Here is a 17,241-nt window from a genome sequence, read left to right as displayed (position 1 = left end):
AGGCGCAGCAGATGCTCCGGGAGGGCGTTTCCTTCTGGGGCATCGATCTTCGCAATGTCGGCGATCTGGCCGTCCGCGCGGAGAAGCTGGCCGACGCCAAGGCGTTTCTGGAATCGTGCCAAGCCTATTCCTCGCCGGGCAAGCTGAAGAACCTCCGCTATGCCGCGAGCGAGATCAGCGTCCACGCCGAGGCGGTCCGTACCCTTGGACTGATGGAAGCGGTCCGGGATTTCGTCGCGCGCCAGGGCGCTACAGCTCATTGGCTGAGCCTTGCCGAAACGGTGCTGCCCGCCGAGCATGAGTGGGTGAAGCGCGTGCGCGCCGCACGGCAGGAATTCGAAAGCGCCATTCGCGGCGCCGATCTGCCGAGACTGCCCGAGGAGTTCGAGCGCCTCTCCGGTACGCTTCGTCCCTTCAAGCGTGAGTTCATCACGCTCTACATGGATCTGCACACGCGCGCACGCCTCGGCGTGAACGACGACAAACGAAAGAGCACGCTTCTCACCGATCCTCGATTGCAGACGCTTCAGCGCCTTGCCGGTATCGAGCTGATGCCGCGGCAGCAACTGACCGACTTCCAGAACCGCCTTGCCGGCTTGAAGAGCTGCTTCGCATTGACCGAGCGCGATCTCGACGCCTCACCGATCTGCCCGCACTGCGGTTTCCGGCCGCAGACAGAAAGCGTGGTCGCGGGTGGCGTCATGCTGGCCCAGTTGGACAAGACGCTCGATGATGTCGTGACGAGCTGGACATCCGCGCTGCTCGCCAATCTCGAAGACCCGATCACCAGGCACAATCTCGACCTTCTCGCTCCAAAGGACGCCCAGGCGGTCGCGGATTTCGTGGCCAGCAGAAGCTTGCCGGACCCGCTGGATTCCGACTTCGTCCAGGCGCTGCGCGAGGCATTCTCCGGTCTGGTGCGGGTGGCGGCCAGCTTGCACGATCTCGACCAAACGCTGGTGGGGGATCATGGCGCCGCCACGGTCGATGAGCTTCGAGGCCGCTTCGAAAGCTGGATTGACAAGCTGCTCAAAGGCAAGGACCGCCAGAAGGCGCGCATCGTGCTGGAGTCTGGCGCGCACGAAAACAATGAGAATCAGGAGAACGGGTAGGGGACATGACGCAGAATTCGTTGTTCCAATCGAAATTGGTCCCCGGAAAGCCTGGGTCGGGGCGTCTCTTTGACGAGGAGCTAACTGTCGCTCATGGGCGGGTCGCTTGTCTCGGTATGACATTTGCGAATGACGGTGATCGGCGGGCCTGGTTCACCGAGAAACTCCGGGAAAAACTGAAGGACCCCGGATTTCGGAAGATGGAAGGCTTCCCAATGGGTTCGGACGAGGACATCCTCGCGCTTTCCGACCCACCGTATTACACAGCATGCCCAAACCCCTGGCTTGCGGATTTTATCAAGGAGTGGGAGGCGGCAAAGCCGGCCCAGTCCGAAGGCTGGCATTACCACCGCGAGCCATTCGCCGCGGACGTAAGTGAGGGGAAGAACGATCCGATCTATAACGCGCACTCGTATCATACCAAGGTGCCGCATAAGGCGGTTATGCGCTACATCCTCCATTATACCCAGCCGGGGGATATTATATTTGATGCGTTTTGTGGCACCGGCATGACCGGCGTTGCGGCGCAAATGTGCGGCGACCGCGATGCTGTTTTGTCGCTTGGTTACCAGGTGCGATCAGACGGCGTCATTCTCCGCGAGGAGACGGATGACGCGGGCAAGAAAGTTTGGAGGGCTTTTTCCAAGCTCGGTATACGCCGAGCGATACTGAACGATTTATCTCCTGCGGCTACCTTCATCTCATATAACTACAATACGCCCGTAAACACGACTGCTTTCGAACGCGAAGCCCATCGTGTTCTAAGCGAGCTCGAGAAGCAATGCGGATGGATGTATGAGACGGAGCATTCCGATGGCCGTATTGGCACAATTAATTACACGGTTTGGTCAGACGTTTTCGTATGCAACGAATGTGTTCGCGAGCTCGTCTTCTGGGAAGAAGCAGTTGATGAGAAGAACGGTATCGTTCGAGATAGCTTTCCCTGCCCGCACTGCAATGCCAAACTGACGAAGAGGAATCTTGAGCGCGCTTGGATCAATAAGTACGACATTGCTGTTGGCGAAACCGTTAAGCAGGCCAAGCAAACTCCGGTTCAGATAAACTACTCCGTCCCCGGGCTCTCGGGCCGCTTTGAAAAAAAGCCGGACAGCAAAGACATTGCTTTGATTTCGAAGATAGAGAACGAACCGATTCCATATTGGTATCCGTCCTCTCGCATGATTGATGGCCGGGAAACGCGTCGAAATGACCCTATCGGCATTACGCACGTCCACCATTTTTACACGAAGCGAAATTTGCGCGTTCTTGCAACACTGCGACACATCTTAACGACATCGCATATAGAGAGTCAGTTGCTCTGCCTTGTGGGGGATCAACTCCCGCGGGCAAGCAAAATGCATAAGATTGCGGTGAGCCGTCTCAACACTAATTTGTCAAAGACAGCAGGAGTTCTTGCTGGAACGCTTTACGTCCCATCAAATCAAATAGAATATTGTCTTATCGCGATGGTTGGATACAGGATAAAGGACGTCTCTTCGTATTTGAGCAAGAGAGATTCCAGCCACTAGACAAGTTGTATTTACATCCTCGTCTGAGTCCGTTCTGATCCCTGACAGCTCCCTGGATTATTTTTTCTTTGACCCTCCTTTTGGAGCAAACATCAATTATTCCGAACTGAATTACTTGTGGGAGTCGTGGCGACGGTCACCCGTTCGAAGGTGTCGATGTAGTCGGGATGGACCGGGAACAGCCGGACGAACTCATCCATCCTTTCATTGAGGTTGCCGTAGAATTTGGCGAAGGGAACAAGATGCTCGCGGATACGCGCCTGCTGTTCGGCCGTCTTCTTGAGCAGGCGCTCGGCCACGACGAACTTGACGTCGTTGCGGGCGATGAGCACTTGCTCGAAGCGGTCCTTCACGCGCCGTATGCTGTCGGCCACGAAGTTGAAACGATGACTGTCGAAAATTGCTTCCTGAACACCAGCGATGAAACGGAAGCGCAAGTCCTTGGCGCTTTCACCGATTTCGCGCAGGAAATTCAGGTCGAGGATTAGTTCCTGGTCTTTGCGTGTGCGCAGATAATCAAGCAGTTCGTCCACGACGAGCAGGAGTCCATGGTCGGGGTACACCTGACCGAACTTCGCCATCATGTCCTCGAAGGCGCGCTTGTGGCTAGAAATCGTATCCGACTCCGGAAAGACGTAATCCACGCCAAGCTTGTCGAAGTTCTCCTCCAGTTCGGCGATCAGGATGTCGCGCAGAGACATCGTGGTTGCACCGATTTCAGTTCGGATCACCTTGAAGCGCCCGGCGATGCGGCCTGCGGCCTGCCGCACGTCATCCCTGTGCAAGGCATCGTTCAGGCTTGCATCCGCAGCGAGGCTCGACACGACCGACATCAGGTGCGATTTGCCGGTGCCGTAGTTACCAACGACCAAAAGTCCCTTGTTGTCGGCAGGCTCGTCGAACTGCAACTGTGGAATGACGAGATGGACCAGTCGATCCGCCATCTCATCTGAGATGACGTAGGTGTTCACAAGCTGGCGGGCTGCGTCGTGCTTGTTCGCGTCGCGCAGTTGAACAACAGATTCGATGGGGTCGAAATGAATAAGATCGCCGTATTTCATGCCCGCTGCCTTTCTTGGGCATCAAGCCCGGACGATTCATTCATGTTCACGATCAATGCATCCGCAGCGTCGTAGCTTCGATATTCCGGGTGTCCGCTTTCGGCGTAGGTCAGCTTGCTGCCGGTGACAGCACCATTCCAGCTTGCAACGACGCAGCGATTTCTGGACACACTTTGAAGGAGACGGAGCGGATCTTGGTGCAAGCCGTGGTCGAACAAGATTTCAATGTTGTCGAGCAACGCGACTGTCCCAGCCTCTTCGATAACGCCGCCGAATAGGGTCGAAAGGTGCAGGGTCCGTTGGCGCTCCGTCAACTCGATCAGCTTGGCGGAAAGCGCCAAATTGACGTTGATAACGTCAGTGCCGAGTTCGCCTGCAACTATGCGCAGAGCAGCGGTTTTGCCGGATCCACTCTTTCCGACCAGTAGGACCAATCGATGATATAGGTTTTCCGCTTGTCCGAGCGACTGCTTTATTCTGTTCTGGATTGATGTCGGCATACTCACTCTCCATCCCGTTTAGAAGTCGGAGAGTCAGATTTGTCTGCTGCACCGCCCGAACGCACCCAGCCGTCAACTTCTCCTTGCCTGAACATCCAGCGCCGACCGCTCCGATGGGGATTGAGGTCAACCTGTGCATCCGTCAGAGCGCCAGCCAGCTTCTCGGCACATGCGACTGAATGCCGTCTGCCCAGCTCATGAGCAAGTAGCTTGACGTCGTACTCGGTTATCACTCGCCGTTGCCCCCTTGCTGCTCCTCAACCTTCTGTTTGATCCATCTTGCAATTTCCTGGCGCTCAAAACGCCACGACCCGCCGACTTTGAATCCGGGAATCTTGCCTGCCGAGGCCAGCTTGTATGCAGTCTTCTCGTTGATCTTGAGAAGCTCGGCAACCTCACGGATTGTTAGGATTTCGTCGGCCATTCGGGAACTATACGGGTCGGTCTGGCCGATTCCTAGAGAAAATGAGCGAAAAAGAGAGAAACCCGGAGATAATTGGAGAAAACTTGAAGCTCTTTGCTCCGGGGCCAATCTGCCATGCAGCAGCCGTCTTGGCCGCACGGGTTGAGGATCGCCCAATTTGCCGAGGGCGCGTTCGCTTGGCACACCTGAGCTTGCACGATGGGCTGTTAATCGCCGGAAGTGAGGGCTGGGATGGTTGCTAGTGACGACCCGACCAATCCTTGAAGATCACCATACATGCCAGACGTATTGGAAATAACCCTTTGAATTGTCTTTTCGCGTTTGGCCCAGCGGCGCTCGGTTGATCGGCGCTCTTCTTGCAAATCCTCTTGCATGCTGACGAACGCTTCGACGATGGCCTCAACTCTTTGGCGAAATTCAATGCCCGACAGGTAGGCGTAAAGGATCTCCATCTTTTGGTTTTTTCCCACTGCGGCGCGCTTCGCCGAAGCGACCTCGATTAGAAGCAGCCGCAGTGCACTCGCTAAGTGAATCGCGCACCTTGGATGGGTTACCCAAATTCCACTTATTTGTTTGAAGTGACTACAGTCCTTTGGAAGCGGGTCGCTTACCAGTATAGCTATGTCGGCTTTGGCCTGCCGCTGGTCGTCCTTGATCTTTTGTATCCAGCCGTCACTCCAGGCTTTCGTCCGTTTTGATTCCCAAATGATAGAGCCAGCAAGGTCGCCGTTCGGATTCTGAACACGCTGTATTATGTCCGCACCGTTGATGCCCTTTGGTACCGGCTGAACCAGATCCGATGGGAACGTTTGGGAGATCAAGTCCTCCAGAGCTAGTTCGAGTACCTCTCCCTGAAGCTGTTGCGAACCTTGCTGCAACTTGCGCCGAAGCTCATCGTTGGCCTTCATTGCATCTGAAAGGCGCTTATCTTTCTCAGCCACCTGCCGCGCATGTTCCTCTGCGAGCCGCGTGGAAATTTCTTGCTGAAGCCAAATCCGTTCTTCATCAAGCTTTCTTGCCATTTCGAGATCGCGGGCCTTTTCCCGCTCCTCTAGGTTTCGCTTCTCGGTTCGGAGTTCAAGTTCGACAGCTTGTGCTTTCGCCAGCCGCTCACTCCGTTCATCTGCTTGCCTCTTAAGGTCTGCAATCTCAGTCGAAAGTCCGGACCTCAATTGTGCTTCGATCTCTTTCGATAGACTGGCTCGTTCCGCAGCGAGCCGGTCGGAAATCGTCTGATCGAAAGCGGCGACCTTTTCATCCAGTTCACGTTCTCTCGCGGCGAGCAGCCGTTTTGCTTCTAACGTTTCGGCCTTAAACTCCTGGCGTGTTCGTTCGGCGATTTGATGATGAATGGCTTCGCTGATCGGAATCGCTTCGCCACACCCCGGGCATTTGATGGTACCGAACCCGGTTTCCTCGTTCGCCACGACGGCTCCCCTCGATCAATTGTTACTTCAGTGAATCAAATTGCTGTTGTTCGTGCAGAGTGGCACGATGCGCCGTTCGCTAACCAAATTGTCTCGCTTTATGCACAGCGCATCCACAGAAGCTTGCATCTGCGCCAGCAACAGTTCCGCCGACGCAGCACCAATGCCGGAACGTTGAAGCGCGGAGACGTCGTTCTGTTGCCTAGGAATTTGCAGGTGCAGCTTTTCAATCTCAGCGCAGATGAATTGAAGGGTCATAGCGCACTCAAATCATCGGGGACGTGGCCGAATTTCCTGATCACCTTGGCATCGCTGAAATCGCCGGTGGCAGGGTCACCGGTGCGGCTAAAGGCCACTGCGCCGACGTGGCCTTGTTTACGAGACAACGCCTCAGCGCGCATTACAGCGGCGTTTGGATTGAAGCATTCCGTGGGCTCCCCAGCGGCAATGCCGTCATCGGCGGCGACGAACGGCAGCGCGACAAAATAGGTGACTTCCGCCACGGCCTAACTCCAACTGCTTGACCTGACCACTCAATAATGTTCTCTATATGTTCTTTTGTCAATCTGGCCTGACCGTGACGAATGAGCGACCCGCAAGCTGGCGAATGCCATCCCCAAAGCAGATGGAGAAGCTGGCGGGAGGCTGCTCGTCGATCCTTTCCCGGGTGTCGAGCAGGAACTGCTGCCGCGGCGTCGCGTCGCTGTGCTTACGTGGATACGCTCGCGGCGGACGTCAGGGGCTTGATAGCCGTTGAACAGATCAGCGACGCCGCACGCAAGGCACACAAGCCGCTTGCAACAGCGGTGAAGTATCTGAAGCGCTAGTATCCCAAATTCCTCGTCAAGGAACAGGCTGCGTTTAACGCCTGGGACGAGTGCGCGAACGAAAAACTCATATTCATTCGGGACCAACCGCTGAGAAAGATACCGACCTATCAGGGCTCGTACTTTGTCGCGGCGAACGGATTTGATCTAGACAATGCTTACCAGGCGTATCTGACGCAGCGACAATCTTTTCACCCTTGAAGCCACGGTCCAGAGCATCGACAAGTTGCTCGACCAGATCGTCGACGAGAACGACAAGCTCTCGAACCCGGCTCTGACCTGGGAAAGCTTCCAGACCGCCGTGAAGACGCTGGACACCCTCTATAACGACCTCGATAAGGCCGGCTCCGCCGTTCAAGCCTTTGGCACGACAGCGAAGCCGGTTGGCGCACCGAAGTCCACCTCAGCCGAGGCCGGTACACGCGCAACAATACGGCTCGCCTCAGCGAATTAGTTGGAGTTCCTGGGGGCATTCGAGCCCCCGGGAAGTTTCGTTCAATTAGTAGCCGTCATAATGTCCGAGGGGAAGTAGAAGAAGAGAGGCTCCTTCGGAGGAGGGCTCTGTGCAGGGGCTCGAGGATCGGCTGCCATTGCGTTATGCACCGGCAAGGCAGGATGAGAGAAAGACACCAAACACAACGCTTCGCACAATCTCGCACCGGAAAGCTCGGAAAGATACCAAAGAGAACCTTCCACTGGCGGGCGCGGGAGTGATAAGTCGCTCATGACGCAAGATCATTGCGCTCACTAAGAGGTTCTCACACGCTGAAGGCAGGCTTTCTCTGCCCTCACCTCGACACTGCCACGGCTGTCGGGTGCGTCAATGAAGGTGTGTTTGTGCCGATGGGACAGCGACAATTCGCGAGCATGAGAGGAGCTGGACGAATCAAATCCCAGTCATTGATGTCCAAAGCACCGAGGGGCTATGCCGATTGCAGGAGACGATGAGCGGGCCATCGCGGTCACCGCGCGGTGGACTCGGGCACGGGATGATCGAGGGATGTAACTGAAACGATCGCCTTGAATTCCTCGAGTATCTCCGGATGATTTTGATCGAGATAGCGCTCGACTTTCCGGTTGGCGATGAGCTTCGATATGTAGCCGGAGGCAATCACCAGATGGAGAACATCTTCGCCATAGGACGCTTCGACGGCCTTGAAGTCCTGCTGAAGCGTGCTCATTTCGCGTTCCATGCGCGCCAGCTGCTCCGGCGTCATGCCGTCGATCCGCTTCGCCCGTTCAGGCTTCGCCAGATCCGCCTGCTTTGTCGCCGCGAGAAGCGCCCGCGCATAGCCAACAGTGAAGTTTGAGGCCGACAACATCAGCTCTGCGACTTCGACCTGGCGTATCGAACCCATCTTGCGCATTACGTCGAACGTCACCGTGCTGACCATTTTGTCCTTCAGCATCTCGATGACCTCCGGGCTTATGCCGTCCAGCATGGCCCGCCGCCGCTTGATGTGGCCAATATTGACGTCGAGCGCTTTCGCCAGTTTCTCTTCCGAAACACCCCGCGCAAGTGCCCGCACGATCATGAAGTATTCCTGGATCGTCGCGAGGTGATTGATGCGCTTGTTATAGGTGAAGGTCTCATCGTCATGCGCCAGAATGCAGCGTGTAGAGGTTTCGCCGCGATCCAGCAGAGCCGCGCGGCGCCAATGGCCGTCGAGCAGGAGATATTTTCCGTTCTCGTCAGGGTGCTTCGACAGGACCAGGGGTTCGATCAATCCGACTTCGGCAATCGACTGGGCCACGCGCTTGTACCGGACAAGCCTCTTCGTCTCGTCGGATATCTGCTTGAGTGGCAGGATCGACTCAAAGGGAACGACAATGATGTTTTGCTCAAAGGCTATCCGGACATCGGCCATGCTCATGGCTGTCCTCCCGCCCCGTGGAGCCGCTCAGCAATGGGCCTTGGAAGCGTATGCAACTCCTCCGCCTGTAACAGTTTGGCGAACGGGGCCTCTGCCATCAACATTCGCAGGGCGTTAACAGTGAAGAGCAGGCGGCTTTGGGCGAGGCCAGCCTTCTTCACGAGTAGTTTCTGCCGATCAGCTTCTTTCCTGTAGGCGCGCACAAGGGCGCCCGACGTTACGCGCTTCGCCTGCTGCCGTGGCCCTGACGAGGGCTTCGCCTTACCAAGGAGGTTACGTTGCTCGATAATCTTCCGGATGGTCAGGAGCTGATTGCCAGGGATTGCGTTGGCTTCATAGGCTTCCGCAAGCGCCCTTTGGACGTCACCATCCTTGGCCTTGGCAATCTCCATGGCAATGGTGTGGGGAATGATCCCCCTCTCTACCGCGGCCAATAGCCGTTGCTCACCGTTCTCCAGGAGCGAGCAGATTGCATAGACATACTCGGTGCTGAAGTCGATCTTGGCCGCAATCTGACCAATCGAATAGCCTCGCTTCTTGAGGCTGCCGATCTCGGAGACCAGCTCCAGGGGAGAATGATGCCGCCGCGCCAGGTTTTCAACGAGGCTCATCACGAAGCAATCCTCTTCGGAGGCTTCGATGACAATCGCCGGTATTTCCGTTTGACCAAGCGCTATGAAGGCTTCCAGTCGACCTTGGCCGCAGACGAGGTCAAATCCGTGACCATTGCGGCGGCTAACCGTGATTGGCTTTTTAAGGCCAAGATGGGCGATGCTGGTCACAAGCTCGCTAAAGGTGCGCTTGTTGCGCGACCGGGGATTGATGACCCTGATGTCCGCGACAGGGACTTTAACGATTTCCGGGGTTGTTTCGTCGTTCATGCGGCAACTCCCAGTTCGTTGCGCGCGCTAAGTCCAAAGAATGCGTCGAGATCGTCGAAGCGATAGGCATCCAGGTAGATACCATTCTCTTCCGCGAGCCTCAGCCGGTCGGCTGACATATCGATGCTGGGCAGGAGGTAATAGTCGAGAATCTCCTTGTTCTCTGCATCCATGCGGATCGCGATCGTGATGTCCGGGCGCAGGCCGGTATCGAGCCTGAGCTTCCAGCGCAGAAAACCGGCCGGAGTGTGCAGGCATCGGGCAATGACGATCGAGGCCGTAAACTCGCCGTTGATCGTCAGAATGTCCGTTAGCTCATCGAACTCGACCGTTCCCCCAGCTTCGCGTATCCCAGCCATCGCTTTATCAAGAACTTCCGGAAACATCGTCCGGAGGGCGCGGTTGGTTTCGATATATTGGTAGTCGCGCCCCGGATCGTATCCGACGAGTTGGTAAGCCCGGATAAGGCTGCCAAACCGCGTTCGGTACACGGAGCTTGAGGGCATCTCATCCATCTCGTCGATAACAAGACCGGAAAGATGCCCCTTCTGCTTCAGAAGGGTTGTTAGCCGCTCAAGCATTTCAGCGTCTGTCAGCCTTTTGCTGCGTTCCTCGATGATGCGTCTGGCGGCGAGGAAGAAGTCACTGTCGATCACGGCATCGAACGCGTGATCGGCGCGTATCCACATATCCGGCGGATTGATCACACGCGTCTGCTTCAGTTTGAAAGAAACGCGATTGTAGACGTTGTTGCCGACATACTTTTCGTTGGTGAGGATCTGGTGGATTGTCCCGCGGGTCCAGGGGCGGCCAAATTCGTTTGGAATTCCCTCGAGATTGAGCATGGCGGCAATCTCGGCCTCCGACTTTAGCTGAAGAACGAAGCACCTGTAGATGCGCCGCACCAGTTCGACCTCCTGCGGCGGTCCGGGCTTTAGTATGACCCGGTCGGTTTGCAGGCTCTTGTACTCGCCGCGGCCAAGATCGGCCTTGGGCGTCCGATGTTCGTCGATCAGTTGCCGCCTGAGACCATATCCGGGGGTGCCGCCCTGCCGGAAACCGAGACCGATCAAACGGCACTGCCCGGCAAAGACCTTTGCGGATAGTTCCCGGCTATACTCGCCGGCCATCGCCCGCTTCATACTCTTTATTATGGTGGATGACAGGCTTCCGTCGTTCTCGAACTGCTCAGCGCAATACTGGACCCGGATGCCTGCTTCCTTGCAGGTGTATTCGTAGTAGGCGCTCTCATCGGCGTCCGGAAACCGGCCCCAGCGGCTCACATCATAGACCAGCACGACGCCGAAATCGGTCCGGCGGTTTCGAACATCGTCGATCAGTTGCTTCAGCGCGTCGCGGCCCTCGATGCGCAGTCCGCTGCGTCCCTCGTCGGCATAGGTACGGACAATCGTGAGGCTGTGCCGGGCAGCGTAGGCAGCGATCGCGTCCTTCTGGTTCTCCGTCGAATACTTCTGATGGTCGGTGGACATGCGCACATATTGCGCCGCCCGTGCTGGGCCTTTCGGCGGCTCTTCGGCAATTGCTTGTCTCGCGCGTCGCACGGGAGCTACTCGGTCATCGATCAACCTGAATTCGGGTCGAGCCTCGCGGATAGTTCAGCGTACCCAAGGGAGAGCTGGAATGTCGCTTCCGAAAAAGGACCGAAAGATTCAGTCCGTTTCAGGAAATTCTCATCCTGATGGAGCGACAGACCTCGGAAGCGCCGAGTTTGCACGTGAGATTGCAGAGGCTCTTCACAAGGAGTTTGGCGAGACCCACGCAGCGATCAAGTCGGTCGTCGCCCTGACAAAGGCCAACGAGCGCGCTGTGAAGAACTGGTTCTCGGCCAAGAATGGGCCAACGGGTCGACACCTGGTTGATCTTGTACGTATCTCCGATGAGGTTCTGGAAGCGGTCTTGCGGATGTCCGGCAGGAGTGACTTGATTCTCGCTAAGAAGCTCGGCGATTCCAAACAGACCTTGATCAAGATGCTCAACCTTATCGGCGAACTCCAGGGCTAGTTGGGTCAAGTCGTAATTCTCTGCCTCTTAGCTTCAGGAGGTGATACTGCCTGAGAGAATTACGCGATATTGCACAACATTCCCAAACAGATCGATTTCGATAGCCGGCGGTGTCCGCTAGCCTGACTTAACTTGTTGAGGGGGCGTCCATGAACAGCATCACCCGCATCGCGAATTTCGTTCGCTTGGTCGTCATAAGTGGGCTGGCTCTATTTCATTGCGTGATCGGCAGCCTGCTGATCGCTTTCGCGATCTGGCTTCTCCTGCCAAACGGTAGCCGGAGGATTCCGTGGAGCGCATAGCGCAAGCCGATGCGTTTTTCGCAATGACGGCCGCGAATATGGTCCATGGCGGCAGCCGGGCCTGCTACATCCCCTCGACCGACAATATCCATATGCCCTGCATCGATTTCTTTCAGGACGCGATCAGCTACTACGCAACACTTGCCCACCTTACACGCGCGTTCGTTCTCCGTGGGCTGGGTCCACCACTCGAAGCGGGGCTTGAACTCTTCAAACTGGAGCGGAAGCGTCTTCGTATAGTTCTTGCGCCCTTCCGGGATCGGATGCTCGTAGTACCAAACATCCTTGGTGGGCCCTGAGCGGTCAAAGAACAATATGTTGGTCGCAATTGGCGTGTACTGTGCAGTGATAGACGCAGTTCATGATTTTACCCAAAGAATGGCCATTGGTGTGGTCAAGTCCGCGGCCTGGTTGTGCCGTGGCCCGTACACGGCTTCACCTTCGACAGTGACGAGAGTGACGAGACCTTGAGAATCAGAAGATTAGAAGTTGATTCTTCTAATCTTAAAGAAGAGAAAGCCGTCACTCTCGTCACCTTTCGACGAATAATGTTGTGTTATGGCCCAGAGGGCAATCTGCCCTCTGGGTCTATGCGTCAGGCTTGCACCTGCCCGATTGGGCCACGGTCATGTCCATGACCGCCTGCCACTAGATCGCCTTGAGCCCCAGAATGGTCTGACCGCGATTCCGCTTCTTGGTCTCGAATCCGAGTAGATTCAAATTCCGAGCGACAGATCCGGCTTGCTGGATACGGGTGTAACCTTTTTCTCCAGCCCAAACGGTGTATGCTCTGTAGAACTCGGCGAGAAGGTAGCTCGCCGAAGAATCGCGGACACAGCGCTCGTCCAAGAACGCAGGCAGGGGGTTTGCCTCCGCAAGCCAAGCATTCTTGGCGGCGGCTACTGCCTTCGGTGTTTTGAAGCGCATCCCTCTTGCAAACACTCGTTGAAATCCCTGAATTGCTCGGTTGAGTACGCCGGACATTTCGTCTCTCCAAATAGCCTTGAAGAGTTCCTCATCCTTCTCCTCCTCGGTGAAGGTCCGATCAAAAGGGATCACCATCAACCTTCGCCTCATCCCGTATGATACATCGGCCAAGGACGGCACGTTGTTGCAGAGGAGCACCGGCAGCGATCTGATCGTGAAGTTAAACTGGGGCCCATGCTTGTGTTCGCCAGTTACGGTCTTAGCCTCACTGATCTTCTTTAGTTGTCCGTCGGGCAAGCGAATCCCAGCTTTCACGTCGTCGTCCAGCAACAGCAGTTTACCAAGGAGATTTCCGACTGCGAATTGATTTTCTAGACTCTCGATACGCTGGGCGGATACCAGGTCGTCACCTAACAGCCTCAGTACGGTCTGCATCAGAACCGTTTTCCCGTTGTCACCGCCGCCTTTGAGGATTGCGACCGTTGGAATCTCGCGCCGCTGCTGGATCATGTAGCCGAAGAACTCATCCCAGTGGCGGCGCAAACCTTCGGCTGTTGGAGTTGCTCTACTGAATATCTCCTCGACTGCTTTATCGTAACGGGGGCACTTGGCAGTGGGATCGTAAGCCACAGCCAGGCAATGCCGAAGATATGACTGTGCCGCGTGCGGCCGAAGTTCAACAGATCCATCGGCATTGATCCACAGCTCGCCGTTCGCGCAATTGATGACCGGCAGCGGCATTCCAATAAACCGCAAAGGATCACCATTGACGGACCGGCTGGCCTTCAGAAGGGTTGCAACCTGCCCGATGATCGCGGAAGTCGCGGTGGCCCCGCGGTCAGTCATGCTCTGGATGGCGGCCAACGTCCGGCCGCGAAGCCAACTCTCCTGTGTTGGCTCCCAGTGTTTCCCGTTGTACATCCAGAACCGACCGTCCGTGCAGAAGATGAGATGACTCCCGCCGCCGAAATCGCGGTCGAGTACGAGTTTCATCACACGTTCGGCAAGATCGCCTTGTGTTCCGGCGCTTAAATGTGAGGTCATTCTGCTGACGCTTTGGGCTATTCGTTCAACTTCCTCCTTACCGAGGGGCTCAAGGCAGCGCTGGTTTTCTTGCATCAAAGCCGCGAGCAAAGTCTGTTGTCCAATGCCGGTGTTCTGAAGTTTACCGGCAATACTCGTGAGTGTGTTGTTTCTTGCTCCGTTGAGAATGACCTCGGTCGCTGCGCCTTTCGGCTTATCGATCTTCTGTTGGGTCCTGATGTGATTGCGCCAAGTTTTTGGTAGCCGAGCTGGCGTATTTTTGTAGAGCGACGCTCCCTTTTGCCATTTGTACATCTTGCCCGAAGCATGAATGCTGGGCGGAACGATAATGATGGCTCCATCCGATGCTACGTCGATACCAGGCCCAAATACTTTTCCGCTGCTGTCCTTCCGAACCTTGAACTGGGGAAGCGTGAAGACAAGATGAGTGCCTCCGCCCCCCGTATTCGACACAACGATCGAGTTCAAATTCCCAAGCTTCTCTGCCCATTGACGCAACGTCTCGTTCCCGCCATTACGTGGGTCTATGTCGAGCGCGAGAATGTTGGATTTGCGTCCGCAAGCAATTCCGATGTTCGCCTCTGGGTGGGCCGTCCACCATTCACGGATCTGCTTTCGGTTCGTCGAAGCTCCTTTGACGCCGTTCGAATTCCATGGGTGCTTGCCGGGGGCCGGGCACGTGATGCCCTTAGGGCACGAACATACGGCGTCTTTGACCGTATGCATTGGAACTACCGCGAACCCTTTTCGAGCGTATTGGAGTGCGCGAGTTTTCTTTGTAGGACGATGCTTGGACTTCTTCACTGGCGCTGCTCCTTTCCGAGCTCTGACGTGGAGCTGGCTGTATGGGCGCCCATGAAATCGTCGAGGTCGGATTTGCGATAGCGTATCGCTCGGCCGATGCGCGTGAAGCGAGGGCCACTTCCGCTAAGACGTCGTTTGGCTAACGTTGACGTGGAGCTTTTCAGGTAAGCTGCCGCCTCTTTCGGGTTGAGATAGTTTTCGTTTCTCATCTTCGCCTCTTGCTGTTGGCCTCTCGATGTAAGGCCGGGAAACAGGAGGCATCCTAAGAGCGCCCGCCGCGAGCGACGGGAGCGTTATATCCTTATTTTCGCGTTATGGCGTTCTCGTCGGCTCGTTAGGCGAACGGTCAGTAATCTGCCAGGAGGCGCTTAAGCATCCTGGTTATGGATGCCTTGCTTTCGAAGGGGACGGTTTGCTTCAGGCGGACCAGACCGAGCCCCCACCACATCAAACGGCTAAAGAGTGCCTCCGCGGAGTCTCGGTCGGCCAGCGCCGCTGCTCGGAGCGCCGACTTTCGAAGGGACGGGCCAGCCTTCACTGGCGAAGATGGTTTAAGCAGTTTGGCTTCACCGCCGCTCAATGAGCTTTGCGCTTTGCTCGGCAGCGTAGCTTGTAGACTCTTAAGCAGATAAAAGAATCCTGGATGAAGCGATCCGCGGGACTCGCTCACAATCGGAATTTTGTGGTCTCTGCAAAAGGAAATAACAAGGGCTGCCCAAACTAACCAGCTCTCGGCAGTCTTATTATCACTATCAGTCCTTTCCAGAGTTTGGACGATGTATCGAGCAAGAGCCTGTGCCCCGGTGAGAAATTGAGCAAGGTGAGCAAGTGGGAGCGTCGCCTCCATCGGTGAGCGAGGGCGACGGAAATAGCGCTCTATAATGTCGCTTAGGTCTCGTGGCGCGTTCTTGGGCTCGGCCGCTGATGCTGTCCAGATTGCCCTTTTGAGCGATTCCGTTCGCTTACACCAGAGTTCGATTTCCGCTACTGTTCCAGTTAGCGAGCGACCAAGACGCGGTGTTTGAAGCATATCGGAGTATATCGCTGTGAGCCCGGAGAGTTGCTCCCGGAGATTGGCCGGTATCTTGATCCCCCTCCCAAACCTTTGTTGAATGTTGAGCCAGTCCGCATCGCTCAGATATCTGTAATCGGCATCCGGGTGGGCTCCGATGCCGGTAGCAACTATTCGGGCGTCTCTAGTTTTTCTTTTTGTCATTGGATCTAGCGTTGCGCTGCTTCGCCCATTTGCGACGATATGGACAATCCAATCTTGTCCGATGCCTCCTTCAACGGATCGGATGCTAGATGCGCATATCTTTGTGTTGTGCTTGCTTGGGTATGCCCGAGCAGCTTGCCGATGATAGGTAAGCTTAGGCCAGCGGCTGCGCCGACACTGGCGTGCGTGTGTCGGAGATCATGTATCCGGACGCCCGCTAAACGAGCCCGCTTGGAAATTGTGCGCCAGGGGCGGTTAAGATCAGCTTTCGGCCGATCAGGATCCCCTGACGCAATGACATATTGGCCCGCTCGTTCGATCCTCTGCAGTAGGGCAAGGGCCGGAGCATTGAGCACTATCGCTTTCCGCCCCGTCTTGCTGTCGGGTAGCAGAAGCAGGCCACGTTGAAAGTCCACGTAATCCCATTTGAGATGCAAAATTTCGCGAAGACGAGCACCCGTTAGAATGAGCAGCCGAAACGCGGCCGCCGTGTAAGCATCGATCTTGATGCGGCGGTTTTCAGGTTTGGGGGCGTGCTTCGCAGACGGCTTTGACTCGTCGATTTCATACGGCGTGCCAACGGTCTCTGCCTCCCGGATTGATTCGCCAAGGCGGGCCAGTTCCTCCGAGCTGAGAAAACGCTCACGTCGAGTTTCACGGAACGCCCGAATTCCTTTGGTTGGATTGTGACCGACTGGAACGATGTTGCAGGTGGCGGCGTAGCGAAAGATTGACGAAATGCATTCCATCGTCCGGTTGGCGGTCACGGTGCTGGTCTTGCCAATCTTGGTGTGTAGCCGGGCGAGATCGGCATTAGAAATCTTGTCGAGCTTGATTCGGCCAAGCTCCGGGTTTGCATGTTTTCTGACCGCGATTTTGTAATTGGCAATCGTGCCGGGTTTCAATTTTGCCTCAGCTTCCTCGGAGAGGTAGCGCTCAGCAAATTCGCTGAATGTCAGCGACTGGCGCTCGCGGTGGCGCTCCTTCATCGGGTCGCCGCCGAGGGCCACTGCGGCAAGCAGCTCTTTGGCCGTCTGGCGAGCTTGCTCAGGCGTGAATTCACGCGAGCCAAAGTAGTACCGCTTCTTGGCGACGCGCCGACCACCAGCGCCCGGCCTATACTCGATGAACCAGCCCAGCGAGCCGCTCGCGCCGATCCGCACGCCGAACCCCTTCAGTTCGGTGTCGTAGCCGATTGCGGGGAGGGGACCAGCAGCGATGGCGTCAACAGTGCGTTTGGAAAGCTTGATTGGCATACCAGGGCGGAAAAACGGTGTCGGTTTGTTCTTCG

General features: G+C 56.1%; 17 protein-coding genes. 4 read left to right on the top strand and 13 right to left on the bottom strand.

Annotated features, from left to right (window positions below):
- Window positions 1–11 precede the first annotated feature (11 nt).
- On the top strand, window positions 12–1,112 hold the full coding sequence (locus tag EAV90_RS04625; RefSeq protein ID WP_129142724.1) for a DUF6079 domain-containing protein: 1,101 nt from the start codon (window positions 12–14) through the stop codon (window positions 1,110–1,112).
- Window positions 1,113–1,117: 5 nt separating this feature from the next.
- Window positions 1,118–2,641 carry a DNA methyltransferase gene (locus EAV90_RS04620; RefSeq protein ID WP_129142723.1) on the top strand — a complete coding sequence of 508 codons (1,524 nt, stop codon included), beginning with the start codon at window positions 1,118–1,120 and terminating at the stop codon, window positions 2,639–2,641.
- Window positions 2,642–2,733: 92 nt separating this feature from the next.
- Here EAV90_RS04620 and EAV90_RS04615 read toward each other — a convergent pair whose 3' ends face one another.
- The 6 genes from EAV90_RS04615 to EAV90_RS04585 form a co-directional block, all read right to left on the bottom strand.
- A complete protein-coding gene (locus tag EAV90_RS04615) occupies window positions 2,734–3,702 on the bottom strand; it encodes a DUF6079 family protein (RefSeq protein ID WP_208738467.1) in 969 nt (322 codons plus the stop codon).
- Complete coding sequence (gene brxF / locus EAV90_RS04610; RefSeq protein ID WP_129142722.1) at window positions 3,699–4,202, bottom strand: BREX-3 system P-loop-containing protein BrxF; 504 nt, start codon at window positions 4,200–4,202, stop codon at window positions 3,699–3,701. The genes EAV90_RS04615 and brxF overlap by 4 nt, the downstream gene beginning before the upstream one ends.
- A gap of 229 nt (window positions 4,203–4,431) precedes the next feature.
- Window positions 4,432–4,626, bottom strand: a complete 195-nt coding sequence (locus tag EAV90_RS04600) for a helix-turn-helix domain-containing protein (RefSeq protein ID WP_129142721.1) — start codon at window positions 4,624–4,626, stop codon at window positions 4,432–4,434.
- Between the two features lie 206 nt (window positions 4,627–4,832).
- On the bottom strand, window positions 4,833–6,053 hold the full coding sequence (locus tag EAV90_RS04595; RefSeq protein ID WP_129142720.1) for a DUF2130 domain-containing protein: 1,221 nt from the start codon (window positions 6,051–6,053) through the stop codon (window positions 4,833–4,835).
- Between the two features lie 27 nt (window positions 6,054–6,080).
- Window positions 6,081–6,311, bottom strand: a complete 231-nt coding sequence (locus EAV90_RS04590; protein ID WP_129142719.1) for a hypothetical protein — start codon at window positions 6,309–6,311, stop codon at window positions 6,081–6,083.
- Entirely contained in the window at window positions 6,308–6,556 is a 249-nt protein-coding gene (locus tag EAV90_RS04585; protein WP_129142718.1) for a hypothetical protein, read from the bottom strand. The genes EAV90_RS04590 and EAV90_RS04585 overlap by 4 nt, the downstream gene beginning before the upstream one ends.
- 550 nt (window positions 6,557–7,106) lie before the next feature.
- Here EAV90_RS04585 and EAV90_RS04580 point away from each other — a divergent pair.
- The gene (locus EAV90_RS04580) at window positions 7,107–7,334 is read left to right on the top strand and encodes a hypothetical protein (RefSeq protein ID WP_129142717.1); all 228 of its coding nucleotides are present in this window, start codon (window positions 7,107–7,109) and stop codon (window positions 7,332–7,334) included.
- Window positions 7,335–7,842: 508 nt separating this feature from the next.
- Here the strand turns inward: EAV90_RS04580 and EAV90_RS04575 are convergent.
- Genes EAV90_RS04575 through EAV90_RS04565 form a run of 3 tightly spaced genes read right to left on the bottom strand, consistent with a single transcriptional unit; the run spans window position 7,843 to window position 11,197 of the window.
- Entirely contained in the window at window positions 7,843–8,754 is a 912-nt protein-coding gene (locus EAV90_RS04575) for a plasmid partitioning protein RepB C-terminal domain-containing protein (protein ID WP_245509450.1), read from the bottom strand.
- On the bottom strand, window positions 8,751–9,635 hold the full coding sequence (locus EAV90_RS04570; protein ID WP_129142716.1) for a plasmid partitioning protein RepB C-terminal domain-containing protein: 885 nt from the start codon (window positions 9,633–9,635) through the stop codon (window positions 8,751–8,753). Before EAV90_RS04570 ends, EAV90_RS04575 begins: the two co-directional genes overlap by 4 nt.
- Window positions 9,632–11,197, bottom strand: a complete 1,566-nt coding sequence (locus EAV90_RS04565) for a recombinase family protein (protein WP_430644714.1) — start codon at window positions 11,195–11,197, stop codon at window positions 9,632–9,634. The genes EAV90_RS04570 and EAV90_RS04565 overlap by 4 nt, the downstream gene beginning before the upstream one ends.
- Before the next feature lie 79 nt (window positions 11,198–11,276).
- Here EAV90_RS04565 and EAV90_RS04560 point away from each other — a divergent pair, with 79 nt between their 5' ends.
- Window positions 11,277–11,657, top strand: a complete 381-nt coding sequence (locus EAV90_RS04560) for a hypothetical protein (RefSeq protein WP_129142714.1) — start codon at window positions 11,277–11,279, stop codon at window positions 11,655–11,657.
- 214 nt (window positions 11,658–11,871) lie between these two features.
- Here the strand turns inward: EAV90_RS04560 and EAV90_RS41610 are convergent, their stop codons facing one another.
- From EAV90_RS41610 to EAV90_RS04540, 4 genes are all read right to left on the bottom strand, one after another.
- A complete protein-coding gene (locus EAV90_RS41610; protein ID WP_129142713.1) occupies window positions 11,872–12,273 on the bottom strand; it encodes a hypothetical protein in 402 nt (133 codons plus the stop codon).
- A 334-nt stretch (window positions 12,274–12,607) separates the two neighbouring features.
- Window positions 12,608–14,734 (bottom strand): phage/plasmid primase, P4 family, encoded by a 2,127-nt coding sequence (locus tag EAV90_RS04550; RefSeq protein WP_129142712.1) that lies wholly within the window; start codon window positions 14,732–14,734, stop codon window positions 12,608–12,610.
- Complete coding sequence (locus EAV90_RS04545; protein WP_129142711.1) at window positions 14,731–14,943, bottom strand: helix-turn-helix transcriptional regulator; 213 nt, start codon at window positions 14,941–14,943, stop codon at window positions 14,731–14,733. Before EAV90_RS04545 ends, EAV90_RS04550 begins: the two co-directional genes overlap by 4 nt.
- A gap of 1,012 nt (window positions 14,944–15,955) precedes the next feature.
- Window positions 15,956–17,206 carry a site-specific integrase gene (locus EAV90_RS04540; protein ID WP_129142710.1) on the bottom strand — a complete coding sequence of 417 codons (1,251 nt, stop codon included), beginning with the start codon at window positions 17,204–17,206 and terminating at the stop codon, window positions 15,956–15,958.
- Between the last annotated feature and the right edge of the window lie 35 nt (window positions 17,207–17,241).

Source organism: Bradyrhizobium vignae, assembly GCF_004114425.1.
In the GTDB taxonomy this organism is placed as follows: Bacteria; Pseudomonadota; Alphaproteobacteria; order Rhizobiales; family Xanthobacteraceae; genus Bradyrhizobium; species Bradyrhizobium vignae.
Note: the sequence above shows the minus strand (reverse complement) of the source record. Positions and strands in the feature narration are given on the sequence as shown.

What these genes read in the sequence shown, in the direction of transcription:
- EAV90_RS04625 (WP_129142724.1), top strand. Translation starts at nt 12, where the DNA reads ATGCTCCGGGAGGGCGTTTCCTTCTGGGGCATCGATCTTCGCAATGTC.
- EAV90_RS04620 (WP_129142723.1), top strand. Translation starts at nt 1,118, where the DNA reads ATGACGCAGAATTCGTTGTTCCAATCGAAATTGGTCCCCGGAAAGCCT.
- EAV90_RS04615 (WP_208738467.1), bottom strand. Translation starts at nt 3,702, where the DNA reads ATGAAATACGGCGATCTTATTCATTTCGACCCCATCGAATCTGTTGTT.
- brxF (WP_129142722.1), bottom strand. Translation starts at nt 4,202, where the DNA reads ATGCCGACATCAATCCAGAACAGAATAAAGCAGTCGCTCGGACAAGCG.
- EAV90_RS04600 (WP_129142721.1), bottom strand. Translation starts at nt 4,626, where the DNA reads ATGGCCGACGAAATCCTAACAATCCGTGAGGTTGCCGAGCTTCTCAAG.
- EAV90_RS04590 (WP_129142719.1), bottom strand. Translation starts at nt 6,311, where the DNA reads ATGACCCTTCAATTCATCTGCGCTGAGATTGAAAAGCTGCACCTGCAA.
- EAV90_RS04575 (WP_245509450.1), bottom strand. Translation starts at nt 8,754, where the DNA reads ATGAGCATGGCCGATGTCCGGATAGCCTTTGAGCAAAACATCATTGTC.
- EAV90_RS04570 (WP_129142716.1), bottom strand. Translation starts at nt 9,635, where the DNA reads ATGAACGACGAAACAACCCCGGAAATCGTTAAAGTCCCTGTCGCGGAC.
- EAV90_RS04560 (WP_129142714.1), top strand. Translation starts at nt 11,277, where the DNA reads ATGTCGCTTCCGAAAAAGGACCGAAAGATTCAGTCCGTTTCAGGAAAT.
- EAV90_RS04545 (WP_129142711.1), bottom strand. Translation starts at nt 14,943, where the DNA reads ATGAGAAACGAAAACTATCTCAACCCGAAAGAGGCGGCAGCTTACCTG.
- EAV90_RS04540 (WP_129142710.1), bottom strand. Translation starts at nt 17,206, where the DNA reads ATGCCAATCAAGCTTTCCAAACGCACTGTTGACGCCATCGCTGCTGGT.